12 protein-coding genes are annotated in these 17,395 nt (G+C 60.1%); 6 read left to right on the top strand and 6 right to left on the bottom strand.

The genetic code is table 11. The annotated features are described in order from the left end of the window. Nucleotides 1-2: 2 nt before the first annotated feature. Both serS and MWL89_RS02325 read right to left on the bottom strand, forming a co-directional pair. A complete protein-coding gene (gene serS / locus MWL89_RS02330; RefSeq protein WP_244411605.1) occupies nt 3-1,283 on the bottom strand; it encodes a serine--tRNA ligase in 1,281 nt (426 codons plus the stop codon). A gap of 220 nt (nt 1,284-1,503) precedes the next feature. Continuing rightward, a complete protein-coding gene (locus tag MWL89_RS02325) occupies nt 1,504-4,131 on the bottom strand; it encodes a hybrid sensor histidine kinase/response regulator (RefSeq protein WP_244411604.1) in 2,628 nt (875 codons plus the stop codon). 181 nt (nt 4,132-4,312) lie between these two features. Between MWL89_RS02325 and MWL89_RS02320 the strand changes: the two genes are divergently transcribed. The 4 genes from MWL89_RS02320 to MWL89_RS02305 all read left to right on the top strand — a co-directional run bounded on the left by MWL89_RS02320 (nt 4,313) and on the right by MWL89_RS02305 (nt 7,127). Continuing rightward, nucleotides 4,313-4,516, top strand: coding sequence for a DUF6724 family protein (locus MWL89_RS02320; RefSeq protein ID WP_102379206.1), 204 nt, complete (start codon nt 4,313-4,315; stop codon nt 4,514-4,516). Between the two features lie 137 nt (nt 4,517-4,653). Continuing rightward, on the top strand, nt 4,654-5,526 hold the full coding sequence (locus MWL89_RS02315) for a PfkB family carbohydrate kinase (RefSeq protein WP_244411603.1): 873 nt from the start codon (nt 4,654-4,656) through the stop codon (nt 5,524-5,526). Between the two features lie 156 nt (nt 5,527-5,682). Continuing rightward, nucleotides 5,683-6,231 (top strand): hypothetical protein, encoded by a 549-nt coding sequence (locus MWL89_RS02310; RefSeq protein WP_244411602.1) that lies wholly within the window; start codon nt 5,683-5,685, stop codon nt 6,229-6,231. Beyond that, the gene (locus tag MWL89_RS02305) at nt 6,195-7,127 is read left to right on the top strand and encodes a response regulator transcription factor (RefSeq protein WP_244411601.1); all 933 of its coding nucleotides are present in this window, start codon (nt 6,195-6,197) and stop codon (nt 7,125-7,127) included. Before MWL89_RS02310 ends, MWL89_RS02305 begins: the two co-directional genes overlap by 37 nt. Nucleotides 7,128-7,203: 76 nt before the next feature. Here the strand turns inward: MWL89_RS02305 and MWL89_RS02300 are convergent, their stop codons facing one another. Next, nucleotides 7,204-8,796, bottom strand: coding sequence for an FAD-dependent oxidoreductase (locus tag MWL89_RS02300; protein ID WP_244411600.1), 1,593 nt, complete (start codon nt 8,794-8,796; stop codon nt 7,204-7,206). 257 nt (nt 8,797-9,053) lie between these two features. Then, nucleotides 9,054-10,505, bottom strand: coding sequence for a response regulator transcription factor (locus MWL89_RS02295; protein WP_244411599.1), 1,452 nt, complete (start codon nt 10,503-10,505; stop codon nt 9,054-9,056). A gap of 261 nt (nt 10,506-10,766) precedes the next feature. Here MWL89_RS02295 and MWL89_RS02290 point away from each other — a divergent pair, with 261 nt between their 5' ends. Next, on the top strand, nt 10,767-12,500 hold the full coding sequence (locus MWL89_RS02290; RefSeq protein WP_244411598.1) for an FAD-dependent oxidoreductase: 1,734 nt from the start codon (nt 10,767-10,769) through the stop codon (nt 12,498-12,500). A 366-nt stretch (nt 12,501-12,866) separates the two neighbouring features. Here the strand turns inward: MWL89_RS02290 and MWL89_RS02285 are convergent, their stop codons facing one another. Continuing rightward, nucleotides 12,867-14,723, bottom strand: a complete 1,857-nt coding sequence (locus tag MWL89_RS02285; protein ID WP_244411597.1) for a serine/threonine-protein kinase — start codon at nt 14,721-14,723, stop codon at nt 12,867-12,869. Between the two features lie 309 nt (nt 14,724-15,032). On the opposite strand from MWL89_RS02285, the gene MWL89_RS02280 reads away from it, so the two are divergent. Beyond that, nucleotides 15,033-15,284: an FAD-binding protein gene (locus MWL89_RS02280; RefSeq protein ID WP_102379213.1), complete on the top strand. Its 252-nt coding sequence runs from the start codon at nt 15,033-15,035 to the stop codon at nt 15,282-15,284. 66 nt (nt 15,285-15,350) lie between these two features. On the opposite strand, the gene MWL89_RS02275 is transcribed toward MWL89_RS02280, so the two are convergent. Then, nucleotides 15,351-17,384 (bottom strand): MFS transporter, encoded by a 2,034-nt coding sequence (locus tag MWL89_RS02275; protein ID WP_244411595.1) that lies wholly within the window; start codon nt 17,382-17,384, stop codon nt 15,351-15,353. Nucleotides 17,385-17,395 lie beyond the last annotated feature (11 nt).

Raw genomic sequence — 17,395 nt, 5'->3', positions numbered from 1 at the left:
CCTTACGCCTTCTCGATGACTTCCACGCCGCCCATGTAGGGCACGAGCACATCGGGCACCTTGATGGAGCCGTCCGCCTGCTGGTAGTTCTCGATGATGGCGGCCATCGTACGGCCGACTGCGAGGCCGGAACCGTTCAGCGTATGGACGAAACGCGAACCCTTGAAGTTTTCGGGATCGCGGTACTTGATGTTCGCGCGGCGCGCCTGGAAATCGGTGCAGTTCGAGCAGGACGAAATCTCCTTGTACCCGTTATAGGAAGGCAGCCACACCTCCAGATCGTACGTTTTCGCCGCCGAGAACCCGATATCGCCCGTGCAGAGCGAAATCACGCGGTAGGGCAACCCCAGAAGCTGCAGGATGTTCTCCGCATCTTCGACCATCGACTCAAGATCGTCGTAGCTTTCTTCGGGCTTGGCGTACTTGACCATCTCGACCTTGTCGAACTGGTGCACGCGGATGAGGCCGCGCGTGTCGCGTCCCGCGCTGCCCGCTTCCTCGCGGAAGCAGGGGGTGAAGGCGCAGTACTTGAGCGGAAGCTGCTCGGCGTCGAGCACTTCCCCGGAATGAATGTTGGTAAGCTGCACTTCGGCCGTCGGAATGAGGTAGAGGCCCTCGGAGGTCTTGAACAGATCCTCCTCGAACTTCGGAAGCTGACCGGTACCGGTAAGAGTCTCGGCGTTTGCCATGGCAGGGCACCACCACTCCTTGTACCCGCGCGAAGTGTGCGTATCCGCCATGAAATTGATGAGGGCGCGCTCAAGACGGGCCCCCAAGCCACCGAGCAGGATGAAACGGCTCTTGGCGAGCTTCACGGCGCGCTCGAAATCAATGATCCCCAGCTCGGGTCCAAGATCCCAATGCGCTTTGAACTCGAAGTCGAACTCGGGCGGCGTGCCCCAGCGGCGAACCTCGGGGTTATCGTTCTCGTCGGCGCCGACAGGCGTCGAGTCAGCCGGCATATTCGGCGTAGCGAGCAGCATCGCGCTCAGGGCGCTTTCCGCCTCGTCGCGCTTTTCCGACAGAGCGGCAATTTTCTCGTTGATGGCGCGAACCTGCTCTTTGGCAGCTTCGGCCTCGTCGTTGTTGCCCTGCGCCATCATCTGCCCGATGGCCTTCGACGCGGCGTTGCGCTCGGCCTGCAACGATTCTTCCTCGGTGATGGCGGTACGGCGCGCCTCGTCAAGCTCCGAGAAGCGCGAGGAATCCCATGAAGCGTTGCGGTTCTTCATCGCAGTAGCGACGGCCTCTTGGTTTTCTCGGACAAATCGAATGTCTAGCATACGACTGCGCTCCTTAGGTCTCGGACGGATTCAGTAGACGGTTTTTCCAGTATAACGCAGACGAATTGTCGGCGGGATGCGTTTTCGCCAACAGCACGGCTTCACCAATTCGGGTGGTCGCAAGCGCATCATGCGGGCGGTTCTGCGAACAGCGATTCGCCGCTCAAGCACCAGTGCCCAAACGAGCCGAGTACGCGAACCCGCCTCGCGCACTCGCACGTCAGGCAGACTCGCCACCCGAATCCCCGTTTCGCGCACGCTCGACCTGCTCGGATATGGTTGCGAGCACCTGAGCCATATCGATCGGTTTCGAGAGGTGCGCGTTCATTCCGCATCTGAGCGATTCTTCGACATCCTCCATAAACGCATTGGCCGACATCGCGATGATCGGCACGGTTGCGGCATCTTCGCGCTCCAGAGAGCGGATCGTCCGCGCCGCTTCGTAGCCGTTCATGATCGGCATCTGGATGTCCATGAGCACCACATCGTAAGCACGCGGCTCGGAATCCTCGAACAGCTCGCACGCCTGCTCTCCGTTTTCGGCCCAATCAACCTCAAGGCCGGCATCCGCGAGCAGCTCTTTGGCAATCTCGGCATTCAACTCGTTGTCTTCGGCAAGCAGCACCTTAAGGCCCACGAGCCTATCCTTGTCGCTCGGTTTCAGCGCCTCCCGCGTACGGGGAATTTTCGAAGCCGGCGCATCGGTGACCAGGAGGTTCTTCTCGTCCTCGGTCGCACGCGGAAGGGCTATCGAAACCGTGAAGGTCGTTCCTTTGTCAAGCTCGCTCTCGACGCGGATTTCGCCGTTGAGCATGGTGACGATGTTCTTCACGATGGGCATGCCGAGCCCGGTGCCCTGCACCGACGAGCGCCCCTCCATGACGAATGGCTCGAACAGGTGCTCGAGGTACTCTTCGCTCATGCCGATACCGTCGTCGGAGACGACGAAGGTTACGTGCGTGTATTTCTTCACGTTGCTCGGCTTCTCTGAGACCTTGAGGCGTATATGCCCGCCCGCGGGCGTGTACTTCGACGCGTTGACCAGCAGATTGAGCAGCATCTGCCGCAGCCTGACCTGATCGCCCACGAACGCATCGGTATCGATGTTGCGCCATTCGACCGTCATCGTCTGGCCGCGGGTTTCGCACTGCCCCCTCATGCTGGCAGCCACGCGATCGATCACGTCCGACAGGCTGAATACTTCGCTCGCAAGGATCATCTTGCCGCTTTCGATCTTGGAGATGTCGAGCACGTCGTTGATGATGGTAAGCAGATGGTCGGATGCCAGATCGATCTTGTCGAGGCTCTCTTTGAGCTTCTCGTTGTCGCCGAGGTTTTTTCGCGCTATCTGAGCCATGCCGACGATCGCGTTCATGGGCGTGCGGATCTCATGGCTCATGTTCGACAGGAAATCGGATTTCGCCTTGTTCGCAGTTTCGGCGGCCACCATCGCGTCGCTCATGGAGACCTGCAGCGTCTTTTCGTCGGTTACATCGCGAAACACAATGAGCAGCTGCAGCTTGCCTTCATACTCGAACGGAGTCACCGAGTAGAACACCCAGCTCGGTCTGCCGCTCCACGGCTCACGGAAAGCGAACTCCCCCTGCTCGAGGCTTTCTATTGCACCGCTGCGTATGCGGTCGAGCAGGTCGCGGCCCTCTTTCGAAAGCGCGATCTCGTCGGGGACGCTGCTCTTGCCCATGATATCGGACATGGGATAGCCGAATATCTCGCTCGCTTTCGCCACGATGGGCGTTACGATCGCGTCGTCGGGCGAATACATGTTCACCGCCATATCGAGGCTCTCGGATAGCGCACCGTACAGACGCGTCTTCATCTCGACGCCCCGCTCCTGCATGCGCTTGCGGTAGAACAGATACGATACGACGAGCACGATGAGCAGGCAGCTTATGGAGAGGGCGAACACAACCTGAAAAGCCGCCATGACCGCGCTTCCCTCGGCCCTCACGTTTTCGACGGGTATGACGTTGCACACGAACCAATCGCCCGCATGGACGGGAGCCACGCACACGTAGCTCTCCTTCCCGTCGATAACTCCTGTGAACAGGTCGCAGCGCTCATCGGCAACGGCGCGCTGCAGCAGGGCGATATAGTTTTTCTCCTGCGCGTAACGATCGTTTTGGAACAGCGCGTCGTCGGATTCGCCGGTTCGCTGGGATTCGTAGAGAAAATCGTAGATCAGCGTATCGGAGGTGATGGGCACCTGGGTTTGCTCGGTTGGCGCCACGATGATTTCCTGCGTATCGGCATCGAAGAGGATGAAGTAGCCGCGTCCGTCGAACATATCGAGGCTGCGCTCCATGGAGAACATGCTGCACGGAATCTCGACGTAGAGCGCCCCCACCAGTTCCCCGTCGATGTAGAGCGGGTTCTGCGCGAGCTTTCCCCGCTGGCCGTCTCCTACGTCGTAGTTGGCCGAATACGTGGCTTTTTCCATGGAGAGGGCGGTTTCGGGAACCGCAAGCTGATCGGTGGAAAACGGCTCTCCGTCGGAATAGAGGCCCACGCCGTCCAACCCGGCGAATGCCACCGACGAAAAACCGAACCGCTCTTTGAACACCTCCATCATGGGGCGGACCCGCTCAGGATCGGGATTCTCCACCGTAAAGGCGCCGATCGCATCCTGTACGTAGCCCATGCGATCGCTCACGTTGCTGGCAGCCTGCTCGGTGAACGTCATGACCTGCTGTTCGGCACCTTGGCGAAGCTTCTGATCGATGTGGACGAGCAACGTGACGGACGCCGCCAGAACGGCGAGCACCACCACCACGGATATGACGACGAACAGCACCTGGCTGCTATGCAGTTTTCGATTCCGAGGCCGCACGTTTTCTACTCCCGCTCGTCGCCTTAGTGACTGTTCCTAAACCAAACGGAGGATTTATGGTGTCACGTCATACCTGCTCTTGATCGGGCATAGTATACTCTACTAAAATATGTTTCTATGTGAACGGGCTCGTTCGATGACAATTTGTTGATCAGCCCTTATGTAAATCGGAAAGGCACTCATGGATCTCGGAGAACTCTATCATTTCTTGTTTGAGACCATCCCGGGCATCGGCGTGCTCATCGGGGTCGGTTTGGTGCTGAGCATTCTTGCAAGCGTCATCATGGAGCGCAGAACACGCAAACGCTTCGCAAACCACGAGCCTGCCGAAGACGACTGGTCGTTCTTCGACGACGAAGAAGACGAGGACGAAGACTCGAAATAGTCGAGCACTTCCTTCGATAACGAATCGGTAGCACTTAGCGCCGCTTTTTCTTTGCGCGCGATATCGTGTTATCCGTTACCCACCCTGATGCCGTACAGCGCAACGGCGCAAACGATACGAGAAGAAGGCGACTTTCGATGGAAAACCAAGAACTGCATCTTTACCAGCGCGAGGGCGATTACATTCCCCGCGTAGCCGCCGTGCATGACCTGTGCGGGTACGGCAAGTGCTCGCTCGGCGTGGCGATACCCGTCCTTTCAGCAGCGGGCTGCGACGTGTGTCCCGTTCCCACCGGCTTGTTCTCCTCGCACACCGCTTATCCCGGCTGGTACATGCACGACACCACCGACATGCTGTCCGATTATCTGGCAGCCTGGAAGAACATCGGCGTCGAGATCGACGCGGTATACTCGGGCTTTCTCGGGGCGCCCGAACAAGTCGACCGCATCCGCGACCTCTACAACATGTATCCCAGCGCCCTGCGCGTGGTCGATCCCGTCATGGCCGATCATGGCAAGGTGTACCCCACCTACACCCCCGAGCTCTGCGACGCCATGGCCGAACTCGCCTGCGGTGCCGACATCCTCACGCCCAACCTCACCGAAGCGTCCATCATCCTCGGCCAGGACTGGCCCGGCACCGACATCGATGACGACACCGCCAAGCGCATGATCGAGGGCCTGCTCGAGAAGGGCGCTAAGAACGTCGTGCTCAAGGGCATCCAACGCGAGGGCGAATCCTGCATCCGCAACTTCGTAGCGGGCCAGGACTGCGAGCTGTTCGAAGCGAAGAACGAATACCTCCCCTACATGCTCCACGGCACCGGCGACCTGTACTGCTCGTGTCTGCTCGCCGCCATCATGGCGGGCAAGAGCCTGCAGGGGGCGGTCGTGTTCGCAGGCAATTTCGTGCACGACGCCATGATCGTCTCGGCCAAGCAACCCGATTTCAAAGAGCGCGGCGTCAGCTTCGAGCTTATCATCGGGAAAATCGCCGACCTGCTGAAGTAACGCTCGATCGACTTTGCTTCCATCGCAGCCCGCCGTACGTACGGCGGGCTGCTTTGCTATAGGACCCATCTGAGCCGATCGCATAGTATACTGAACAAGCTCCTTTCACCGCGTCGCGCGGCGAACACGGCACCGCTTCGTTTACCACGGAGGCCCATGAACGAACAAGCAACCATATCGCGCAAAACGATCGTCCTGATGGCGCTTAGCGTTGTCGGATTCGGTTTTCTGCAAGGGGCAAGGCTGATCGATCTCGGAACGGGGCCGTACTCGCCCGAGCCGTTCGCCATAGCCGGAATCGCCGCCGGAGGAGCAACCTACCTGCTTCTCGCATTGCTCTCGTATTTCGGACGTCTGGAAGAAACGCGCCCCGTGTTCATCGCAAGCCTGGTGACCATGGCGCTGCGCTTCGCCCTCTCGTTTGTGCCGGCAACCTCCGATGCCATGATCTTGGTCTCCCAGGTTATCGCCGGCATAGGCTGGGCGCTCATCATCTTGTGCTGGATGCAGGTTTTCACGAGTTATCGGCCGGTCTACTCGCTTCCCATGATCGCAGGCGGCTACATCGTCGACATGCTTTTGGTTCCCCTCACCAACACCCTGTTTTCGGGGGATCGCCACATAGCGCTGCTCGTCGTCGTCGCCCTCTCGCTCGTCGCGCTGGGGGCATGCCTCAAAACAACGAAACCGTCGCCAAGAGCATGATCGACGATGCCGCGCCGAAAACATCGATGGCCGAGCTCACCGCCCGCACCAAGCGGACGATCATCGGCACGCTCGTATTCTCCGCATCGTGCGGTTTCATCGTGCAGATGGATATAGTCAGGAACATCGAATACGCCCAAACCGATCTGACCGCCGTTATCGGGTTGGGCGTGGCTTGCATCATGTGCATCGCACTCGTGATCGCAAAGCCGCAGAAGGCGAACATCGACATGGCGTATCCCCTCGCAACCGCCTGCCTCGTCGGCGTGCTCCTGTACCGCAGCATCGCACCGTCGGGCGACACGTTGTCGGGAAGCCTCATGGTCGTGCTGCTCATCACCTTCTTCGCCATGCTGTGGATGACGTTCGTCAGCGAGGCCCACGAGCGCAAGCTGCCCGCCTTTTTCCTGCTGGGCCTCGCAGTCGGCACCGCCCAGCTCTCGATTGCCGCAGGTCGCACGCTTGCGCTCTCACCTCTAAGCGCTCCGCTCGTCGCGCAGCCGCAGCTGACGCTCACCTGCGTAATCGCCGTACTCGCAATCTCGCTTGCGATCATCTTCGTAAGCTATCTGCGCTTCTTCACCAAAAGCAAGGAGCTGCGCTACGCGGACGCACCCGACGAGATGGGCGATTCGATCACCACCTCGGTGGGCATCAACGACGCCTCGCTTGAGCTGCTGAGAGAAACCTACGGCCTAACCGAGCGCGAGTTCCAGATAATCGGAGAGTTCTCGACCGGCCGCAGCGCCCGCTACATCGCCGATTACTACATGCTCTCGGAGCACACCATCAAATCGCACCTGCGCCGCGCGTACGCGAAGATGGAAATCCATTCGAGGCAGGAGCTTTTGAACCTCATCGATCACATGGAGCTTTCGATTCACCAGCGCTCCTGATCTCAAATAATGCCTCGCATAACGACGAAAGCCGCCGAAGTTTCGGCGGCCTTCGCAGGCAACGGGAAACGCAAGGCTATTCGGCGACAGCTTCTGCAGCGACGTTCTCGCCTGCGATGCGCCCGAACACAAGCGAGCTCATCTGCCAGTTGCCCGATATCGTGATGTATCCGAGCGGTCCGCCCGTGCACATGCCCGCAGCGTACAGCCCGGGAATGACCGCACCGTCCAAATCGACGACATGGGCGCCCTCGTCGGTCTCAAGACCGCCATGGGTGTACATGACGCGGCACGTCTCAGCGGGACCTGCGTAGAACGGGGGCTCGTCGATCGGGGTCATATGGTGGGGGTCCTTGCCGAAATCGGCATCTTCGCCTGCAGCGCAGAAACCGTTGTAGCGGTTGATCGTCTCAAGAGCGGCGCTTTGCGGAATGCCGAGGTTCGCCTCCATCGAAGCAGCAAGCTCCTCGAGCGTCTCGCCCTTGGCCATGATGCCCATCTCGACCCACTCGTCGAGCTTCTCTTCGGGGAATTTGATCGACCCGGTCGGATCGGGAAGATGGCGCTTGTCGATCACGGGATAGTACACGTTGCCTTCGAGCTTGAGGATGTCGATGGCGATATCGCCGCGCGATTTGCCCTCATCGGTAAAGCGCTCGCCTTCGGGCGTGATAAGGATCTGGTTGACGGCGCGCGTAAGGCCCGCGGGGGCGATGCGCTGCTCCATGATCTCGGGGACAGAATAGTACGGGTCGAACATGACGTACTCCATGTGGCGCGTAGCGGCGCCGACACTCTGGGCGCTGCGGATGGCTTCGCCGGTGTAGGGGCCGTACGGCATGCCGAACGCCGCCAGCGTCTCGGCGCATTGCTTGACGATCTCGGGGGTCTCGGGCACATGGCGCGGGATGAGAACCTCGTCGTCAGACCACGGGCCCGTGCAGATGACGACGCCTTTACGGGCCCTGATGTGCTTTTCGCCCTCGTCGCACTCGATGCCGATGACCCTTCCGCTTTCCTCATCGCGCACGAGGCCGGTTAGGGGCGTATCGGTCATGGTCTTGCCGCCTGCCGCCTCGATATCGGCGGTGAACTTGACGGTCAGATCGCCTGCCGCCTTGAGGATGTACTTGCCCTGGCCATGGCGGCCGTCGGACACGCGCAACGTATCCTTGAACTCGCAGCCGTGCTCGAGCATCCAGTCGATGGTTTCTGCGGAACGGTCGCAGTAGATTTTTGCAAGTTCCCGGTCGGCGGTACCGCGCGACACGCGCAGGGCGTCTTCGAGCATGATCTCGGCGCTGTCCTCGACATCGTCGAAGTTCTGGGGAAGATGCAGCGACGAATCGTATGCGCAGTACTGCTCGCACACGCTCGTGATTCCGCCGAGCGCGGCGCCTTTGTCGATCATGATGACCTCGGCGCCTCCGTCGAGCGCGGCCATTGCCGCTGCGACGCCCGCGGCCCCGGAGCCGACGACGACAACGTCGGTTTCCTCGTCCCACGTTATGTCGGCGGAACCTGCCGCATTCGCCGACGAAGCGGAAGCGCCCGAAGCGCATGCGCTCAAAGCGGTTGCACCGAGCAGACCTGCCGCGCCGATGCCCGCGCCCTTGAGGAAGCTTCTCCGCGAAAGCCCGTCTTTACTGATGGATACCGATTCTCCCATGATGCTCATCCTTTCCTTTCGGTCCGTCGAAGCGGATCCCTTCACCGCCCGACCGCATGCCACTATGGGCCTTTGCAAAGCCGAGCTATCGCACGAAAGGAGTCAACCGTGTGACACGAAAAGGATGAATTAGAGTAAAGGTGCTGGTCAGCAATACCCGAAAAGAAAACCGAATGCGAGCCGTACGCCGCCGCGACCGAGCGCCATCCAAATCGCCAGCCGTTCCAGCAGCCCGCCGCATCGTCACCGCACTTCGCCTACCTCCCTTCGAACAGATCGAGGAGCTCTTGGCGGGAATGCACGTTGAGCTTCTGGTAGATGTGCTTCACGTGCGTGGCCACCGTGTTCTTCGAGAGGATTAGCTCATCGCGGATGTAGGGCTGCGAGCGGCCTTTCGCAAGGTATTCGAGAATCTGCTGCTCGCGCGTCGACAAACCGAACCGCTCGGCAAGCCGTGCGCACTGGTTCTTGGTTTCCCATTCGTCATCAGGCGCATCGGGGCGATCGCGTACGAACGGCTTTTTCGCACCCTGCGGCACGAGCATCGTCGCAAACGAAATAAGGCAGATGAGTCCGAGCGCCAGCACGAACACGCTGAGCGTTCCTTCAGAAACCGCATGCCCGGCCCACACTCCGAGCAGATTGCCCACAAGCACCCCAAGCTGCACGAACCCCTGCGTAAGGCCGATGCCCAAAACCGGCGACATCGCTTTGCGTTTGGCGAGGCCGATCACGTAGATATAGGCGATGACCTGCATAGAAGTATCGGCAATACAGATTATCGTGGTCGAGATGAAGTTCGGCGCAACCTCCTGCCACGGAAAAAGCGCCACCGACAGCACGAGCAGCGGCGCCAGCCATCTGAACAACGAAGAGAAATCGATGCGCACCGAGAACATGATGAAGCAGATGGCGAGCACGAGTCCAAAGCCCGATCCGATGAGCGTCGGGACATCGACGCCTGAAACCTGCTGGACGAGATCCTCAGATTCGCTCATGGCGCCGAGGCATCCAACAAGCAGGTACGCCGCGAACAGCACGACCGCGATACGAACGAGGTCGAGCACGATCCCCCGCTCCGGCCTATCGACGATGCGGGCGGCAACGGGCTTTCCCTCCCGTTCGCGGTAGAAAAGCTTAAGCAGTGCGCCCGATATGAGGGGAAGCGAGGCAACGGCGAGAATACCGGGTACCCCCTGGATGTAGGGAAAAACGAGACAGCACAAAAGCGTAACGAGAGAGGCGGCCGGAACCGCGATCTCCATCTGCTCGATCTCCAACCTTGAAAGGGCATCGCCCCACATGAGACAGATGAGCGCCGTACCGATGCCCGTCGTAATCCCGCTTGTGCAGTACAGCAGCCACGGCTCGATTCCGATCAGGGGAACAATGCCCGAGAGAACGGTGCCGAACGCCACGAGCACGGGAGCCGCAACACGCATGCACTTCGACGTCGAGAGGTCCGTTTTCCGCAGCACGATGCCGCCGATTATCATGGCGGCGACCACCACAGTAGCCGAAACCAACCACGAAGGATCCGCATTGATGCTGATGCCGTCCCTGTCGGGATAAACCGCCGAGGTTTCGAACGAGCAGTAGATCCACGCCCATACAAACCCGATGCCCAAGTAACGAACCTTCAGGTTCTCCTCGATCTTAGCGAATGCCGTCGCCAGACTGTTTCTCTTGACCGTAGTCGAATGCCGCATCGATCCTCCTGATACGGGCGCGTGCTGCGATGTGCTCCAATATGATCGCGCCGCACGATGCGGCTCGCACAAAGCCCGAGCAACCATTCCTCTTCCCTTGTTCCATCATAGGGATCACCTACGAGATTTCCGTCACCTATTCTAGGTGAAAACCCAACAATCCAGCTTTCAGGCGATGCCTTGCGCCCCCATTCGATGCATGCTCGTTTGGTCGAAACGACAGCAGGGAATCGCAACACACAAGCACAGGAGGGATCAACCATGGAACAAGAAACGCAAGCACCGAAAGCCACCGTGAGCCGCCGCACCTTTTTGTCGGGAGCCGCAGCCGCGGGAGCCTTGGCGGCGCTCGGTGCCATGACCGGCTGTTCGCCGAAAGCAAAAGGCGAAGCGAAAGCCGAGACCGTTGCCAACGCAAACGCCCCGACCTCGCAGGCGGATTGGCTCGGGGAAGCACCGCAAACGAGCGATGCCGACTGCACCGAAATACTCGACTTCGACGTGCTCGTTATCGGCGCAGGCACTTCGGGATATTTCGCCGCAGCATCCGCTGCCGAGAGCGGCCTCAAGACCTTGCTTATCGAAAAGTCGACGGCGGGCAACTCGGTCAGATCTTCGGCTCTCGGCGCCGTGAACTCGAAACAGCAGCAAGAGCATGGCGTATCGATCGAGCCTGCCGATATCGTAAACGACATGGACCACTACGCGCTCGGCCAAATCGACGCGCGCCTCGTGCGGAAATGGGCCGAAAACTCCGGCGAGGCCATCGACTGGTACACCGATCTCATGACTGAAAACGGTATGGAAGTACAGCTCGAATGGAACATGCCCGAAGGCACGCTATACAAAGAATGGGCGACCGGTCACGGCACCAACGGCGAATACCCCTCCCGAGAGCAGGATGTCGCCCGAATCCTCGACGCTTACATCACCTCCTTCCCAGGATGCGAAGAGCGCTTCGAAACGCCGATGGAATCGCTGATCGTGGAGGACGGCAAGGTTGTAGGAGCCTACGCGAAAAGCAAGGACGGCTCCATCCGCATCAACGCCTTGCGAGGCGTCGTTGTCGCCACCGGCGGCTACGCATACAACCAGGATATGTACGCCGCGCTCCAGCCCACGCGCCTCTCGTGCCTCGGCACGTTCGACGCCTTCCCTACCTGCACAGGCGACGGCATCAAGGCGCTCATGCGCATTGGCGCACAGATGGATGCCGTGCATACGTCGCTCACGTTCAACCGCTGCCTGCTCGCGCAGGATCAGGAGGTTGGCGATGCCTATATGACGGGTGCAAACTATGGGTACTACTTCTTTAGCTCGCAGCCGTTTTTGCGCGTCGACCATGCGGGAAACCGCTTCCACAACGAAAGCGCACCCTACGATTTCGTGATGAACGCCTCATCGAAGCGTGCAGTGGGCGACCGCTTCTGGCATCAGATCTGGGATTCCAATTGGCAGGACGACATCTACCGCCTGCACACCACAGGCTGCTCGACCATCTGCTACCACGAAGGAGCCGACCACGACGCTTGGCCCGAAATGGTTGACGAGTGGATTGCGCCCGAAATGGAAAGCTTCGTCGAGGCCGGCTACATCCAGAAGGCTGACACGCTTGAGGAGCTCGCTGAAAAGATCGGCATCACTGACAAGGAAACGTTCCTCGCAACATGCGAACGCCAGAACGAGAACTTCGACAACCAGCAAGACCCCGATTTCGGCAAAGAACCGTTCCGTTTGACCGAACTGCGCAACCCCCCATTCTACGGCACCGTGAAATCGTGCGGCCTCACCCTGTGTACGCTCGACGGCATCATGGTGAACGAAAGCCTCCAGCCCCTCGGCGAAGACGGCGCGCCCATCGAGGGCGTCTACGTCATCGGCAACGACCAGGGCGGCTTCTACGCGGGAACCTATCCGAACCTCGCTGTGGGCATCAACGCCGGCAGATGCGCCACCTTCGGTCGCATGGTGGGCAAAGCGCTCGCCGAGAAGTAAGGGCAGGGCATCGAGCGCGCATATTCGCCAAGCTTCACGAATGCTGTTTAGCAAGCAGGCCGTTCGAGAGCAAATCTCGGACGGCCTGCTTGCCCAGGGATGCCATATGCGGGCAAAGCGCTCCCAAGTTGGCAGAAAAACGGACTTTTTCGTCGCAGTGCAAGCAGGCTCAACGGCTCGCTCGAGAAGGCATGCCAACAACCAGGCAAAACGTAGCCGCTTGCGTGCTAACGGTCTCCTTAGAAGATGCTCGGCGCCTTCTGGCGACGAAAAAGTCCGTTTTTCTGCCATAAACTAGAAGCGGCTGCCGCCGAACCGATCTACCAGCGCGTCTCGATGGCTCTCAGCGGCAATGAGCCGGCTTTCCTACTCCCAATCTTCTTCTCCCGCACGGATCGGCACGCCGAATGCGCAGGCCACAGTCATGACCACACCGGCTCCAACCGTCGGAAGCGCATACTGCCAAGCGGGAATCCACGAGACCATGCCCGAGGAAAACCACGCGCCGAGGCACAGCGCAACGATCATGAGTGCCGAAGCCAGCACGACGCCGAGGCCCGCCGAGAAGCGCGTCTGCCTACGGCACAGCAAAGCGAGGATCGCCGCTCCCCCGAGCCAGCTTGCGAGCATGCACCACGTAAGGGGCTGCTGCAAAAGCACGGCCATGTTGTGCTGTACATCAAGCGATCCGAAATCCCAAAACGCCAGCGCGTTCCATCCGAGCAGGCTGTTGGAGCCGAAGCCCGCAAGCACGACGCTCAAAACGAACGCCATCGCCGCTGTGATGACGGCTTCTTTCACGGAAAGGAAGAAACCCGCAACGAGCGGCGAGACGGGATTGAAGCCAAACGAGCCGAACAGCACGGGGGAAAGCGCGGCGTTCGGCGCTTCGTCTCCCATACGGCCGACGAAGAACCACCAGGCTATCACGCACACTGGCAGCAGAATACCCGCCACAAACGCCTCGTTGAACAAAAGCGCCGCCGAAAGCGAGAGCAGCGAGAGCAGCGCGCCCAAGTGGGGCTTCAGCACCCCCGCAAGCACGAACAGCGCAAACAGACCCCAGAACACAGGATTCGCCCATCCGCCGACCGCTTCGATGTTCGAAAGCGATACGAAGCTTAAGAGTCCGACGCCAAGCGCCGCCCACACACGGACAAAGATGGATTGGAGCCTTCCGGTGCCGATGCGGTCGAACAGGCTGATGCGCTCGACGACCTCTTCCTCCTCTTCGAACTCCTCGATGGCCGCTTGGCCCACCAACACGGCAAGCTCCTTGTGGCCGCGCGCGGAGTTTCCGAAAAAGCGACTCATCTCCTCGGCGAAATCTTCGACGTTGTCGTAGCGCTCCTCGCGGTCGGGGTCGAGCGCGTAGAACAGCACGTCGTCGGCTTCCGGATCGAGCCCGTCATAGCACAGCGACGGCAGCAGCAGTTCCGCATCCTCGATAGCCGCCTCGGCCTTTACCAGATCGGGCGCGAGGAAGGGATTCGTGCCGGTGAGCATCTCGTAGGTCATGCTCGCAAGCGCCCATTCATCGCAGCGAGCATCGAGCGCCTCTTGGCGCATCTGCTCGAGCGGCATGTAGCCGATCGTGCCGCCGCCTGCCGTGCCGAAACCCGAAGCATCGGAGAGCGTGGCCAGACCGAAGTCGGTCACCTTCACCTGCCCCTGATGGTTGATAAGCACGTTATCGGGCTTGATATCGAGGTGGAGCACCTGATTTTCATGGGCGACCTCGAGCGCGTGGGCGACCGAGGAGAAGATGGCGGCAACCACGTCGAGCGACAGCTGGTCGCCGTACTGCTGAAGCAGGCCCGTCAGCGTGGTGCCGTCGACGTATTCCATGATGAGGTACGCGGTTGCACCCTGCACCTCGAAATCGTATACACCCACGATGTTCGGATCGGAGAGCATTGCCGCCGTTCGAGCCTCGTCGAGGCCAGGAAGGTTCTCAAGGGAAACGGCGTACGGGTCGAGAGGCTCGTCGTAGCCGTACGGGTCGCCGCCGTAGGGGTCGGCACTGCCGTACGGGTCGCCGTATGCGGCGCGTGCCTCGACCTGCAGGGCGCGAAACGCCTGGCTTTCATCGAGCTGGATGCACTTGATGGCAACGCGGCGCTGGATGCGTGTGTCCCACGCGACCTGGACCGTACCGAACCCGCCCGATCCCGCTTCGGCGATCGGTCGATACCGGTTCAGTATGAGCTGTTCGTTTGCCATGCGCCTTCCGTGCTGCGGTTGTATCGGGTTCAGAAAGCCTTCACGTCATGGGTTGTCTGCGCCTATGATAGCGCATTCGAGTGCGAGGTGCACCTGCCGAGAAAGACAACGGAACGGAAGGAGGACTCGGTATCCGATGACCCCAACGGAAAGAAACCAGCTGCATGCCGCGCGTCCCCGCCCGGCCCCGTGCTCAAACCGTCTCGGGTCGAACCGAAGCGGACGTACAGTACAGGCTTACAACCATATCGACGAACAGCCCTTCGAGGCCGTTGAGCTTTCTATCTTTCTTCCAGAACAGCGAGAGGGATCGCGAGAACCCCGTTCTACGTGGCGAAGCTTTGGCCGAAGGTCCATCACACCATGGACGGCCTCGTAACGAACCTGCAAGCGCAGGTCATGGGCCAGGACTACCAGCCGATTCCCGGCCTGTACGCTGCGGGTGAAATCGCCGGCGGAACGCATGGGGCCGTGCGTCTCGGCAGTTGCGCGATCACCGACTGCGTCGTGTTCGGACGAATCGCCGGGCAGGAAGTAGCGAAAGAGGAAGCGTCGGCGTAAACGAAGGCCGACCGAAGCCGCAAGCCATGCGGGGACTGTATCGTTTCGATACAGTCCCCGTTTCACTTAGCCGTTTTCAGAACTTCTTGGCGCGGCACAGGGGCTTGCGGAAAGCTGAAAGGGTATGCGGCGGTCGCGTACCACCTTCTTGGCGAAAACGGTGAACGCCGTAGTGGTCGTCATGCCGATTTCTTGGCATACGGATTCCATATCGCGCATCGCATCGAAGTCCAGCACCAAGGTCACCACGACCGTATCCCTTGGGATGTCAGCCAGAGCCGACGCGCCGGCAGAGGCATGTGCGGCGGGATTCGGCGCATCTTCAATCGGGCATATGGCAGCGGGATTCGGCGCATCGACAACCGAACCCGGCGCACCGGCAGCAGATTCTGCGACAACGGCTGCAACCGGCACATCCCCAATCGACAAGATTGCAGGCGCGGCGGCAGCCGGCGCGGCGGCAGGCACCTGCGGCTGCGCGGAAGGCGCAAGTTCGGGTTCAACAGGGGGAACAACCGTCGCGCCGCCATCCGCTTCTCCGGCCGAAGTCCCCTCTGCCGGCTCCTCGCTCTCGGCAATGCTCATTCCTTTCGGGATAAGCGACCACACGATAACGGCTACCACTATCGTCAGGACACCGCCGATAATGGCAGTAGTGACGATGGAGTCGTCAAACGCCGCAGCGCCCAGATCATGCAGCTTGTCCAAACCGGTCTGTTTGGCGATTTCCGCAGTAACGGCAAACGATTGCTCGCAGAGGTCGATTGTTTTGCCGTCCAAGCCCAAAGCTGCCAGCTTGCCCGTGCTCAAACCTCCGCGGTAGATGATAGACGCGACGCTTCCCAAGATGGCGACGCCCAGCACATTGCCCATATCGTAGGATACTTCCTGCAGGCTGCCGGCACTCGATGCCTTCTCCGCAGGCGTTTCCTGCATCATGAGCGTCGCACCGAGAGCCAGCGATCCCGAGCCGAGACCCACGAGGCACGTAGAAGCGATGACGGGAACAAGCTCCAGGTTGTCGCGGAAGAACGCGAGCATGATCATGCCGAAGGCTGCGACGATCAGGCCGCCTGCCACCACGTTGCGCGGACCCATCTTTTGCGCAAGCACCGGTGCCAACGTGCAGCCGATCAGGCTGGCGATGGCCATGGGCACGAGCTTGATGCCCGCTTCAAGCGGATTGTCGCCGTTCACCAGCTGGAACCACTGCGCCAGCAGATACAGCAGCACGGCCATGGCGAACGTGGAGAACAGCGTGGCAACAACGCCCGCAGAAAACGGCTTACTGCGAAACAAAGAGAAATCGACGAGGGGATTCTTCGATTTTATGCAGCGGAACACGAACAGCGCCATGAGAACCAATCCGACAGCAAGCGCGATAATACCTGCGCGATCGAACTCGAGCTCGGCCGCCACATGCTTGATACCCCACAGCAGCGCCACCATGCCCACAAGGAACATGACCGATCCCAGAAGGTCGAAGCTGCCGGGGTTTTTCAGCTTCACCTCGGGAAGGATGAGAACGCCCGCAACAAACGCCACGCCCATCAGCGGCACGTTCATGAGAAACGCCGCGTGCCACGAAAAGCTATCGAGCAGCAGGCCGCCCACCAACGGTCCGAACGCCATGCCGAGCGCGCTGACGGCCGACCACACGGCGATGGCGACGGCGCGTTCCTTCGCATCGGTGAAGATGCTGCGAATCATGGCGATAGTGACGGGCATGATGGCGGCACCGCCGATGCCCAGCAGGGCACGCAAAGCAATGAGCTGCTCGGGGTCTTCCACCAGCAACGCGCCAGCGGATACACCGCCGAAGATCAGAAAGCCCATAAGCAGCATGCGCTTTCTTCCGAAACGATCGGAAAGCGAGCTGGTTGCCACGATAAGACCCGCCAAAACCAGCGAATAGGAATCGACGATCCAGAGCAGCTGTTCGGAAGTCGGTTTCAGGTCTTTCGTAATATCCGGCAGTGCGATGTTGAGCACCGTAAGGTCGATGGTAACGACGAACTGCCCCAGTAAAATGACGGCAAGCGACGCCCACAGCAACTTTTTGGGTATAGCGGACGGCTTCATAATGATGTTGTTGTCCATAAGTGATCAGC

It is taken from the genome of Raoultibacter timonensis, assembly GCF_022845715.1.
Taxonomy (GTDB): Bacteria; Actinomycetota; Coriobacteriia; order Coriobacteriales; family Eggerthellaceae; genus Raoultibacter; species Raoultibacter timonensis.
Note: the sequence above shows the minus strand (reverse complement) of the source record. Positions and strands in the feature narration are given on the sequence as shown.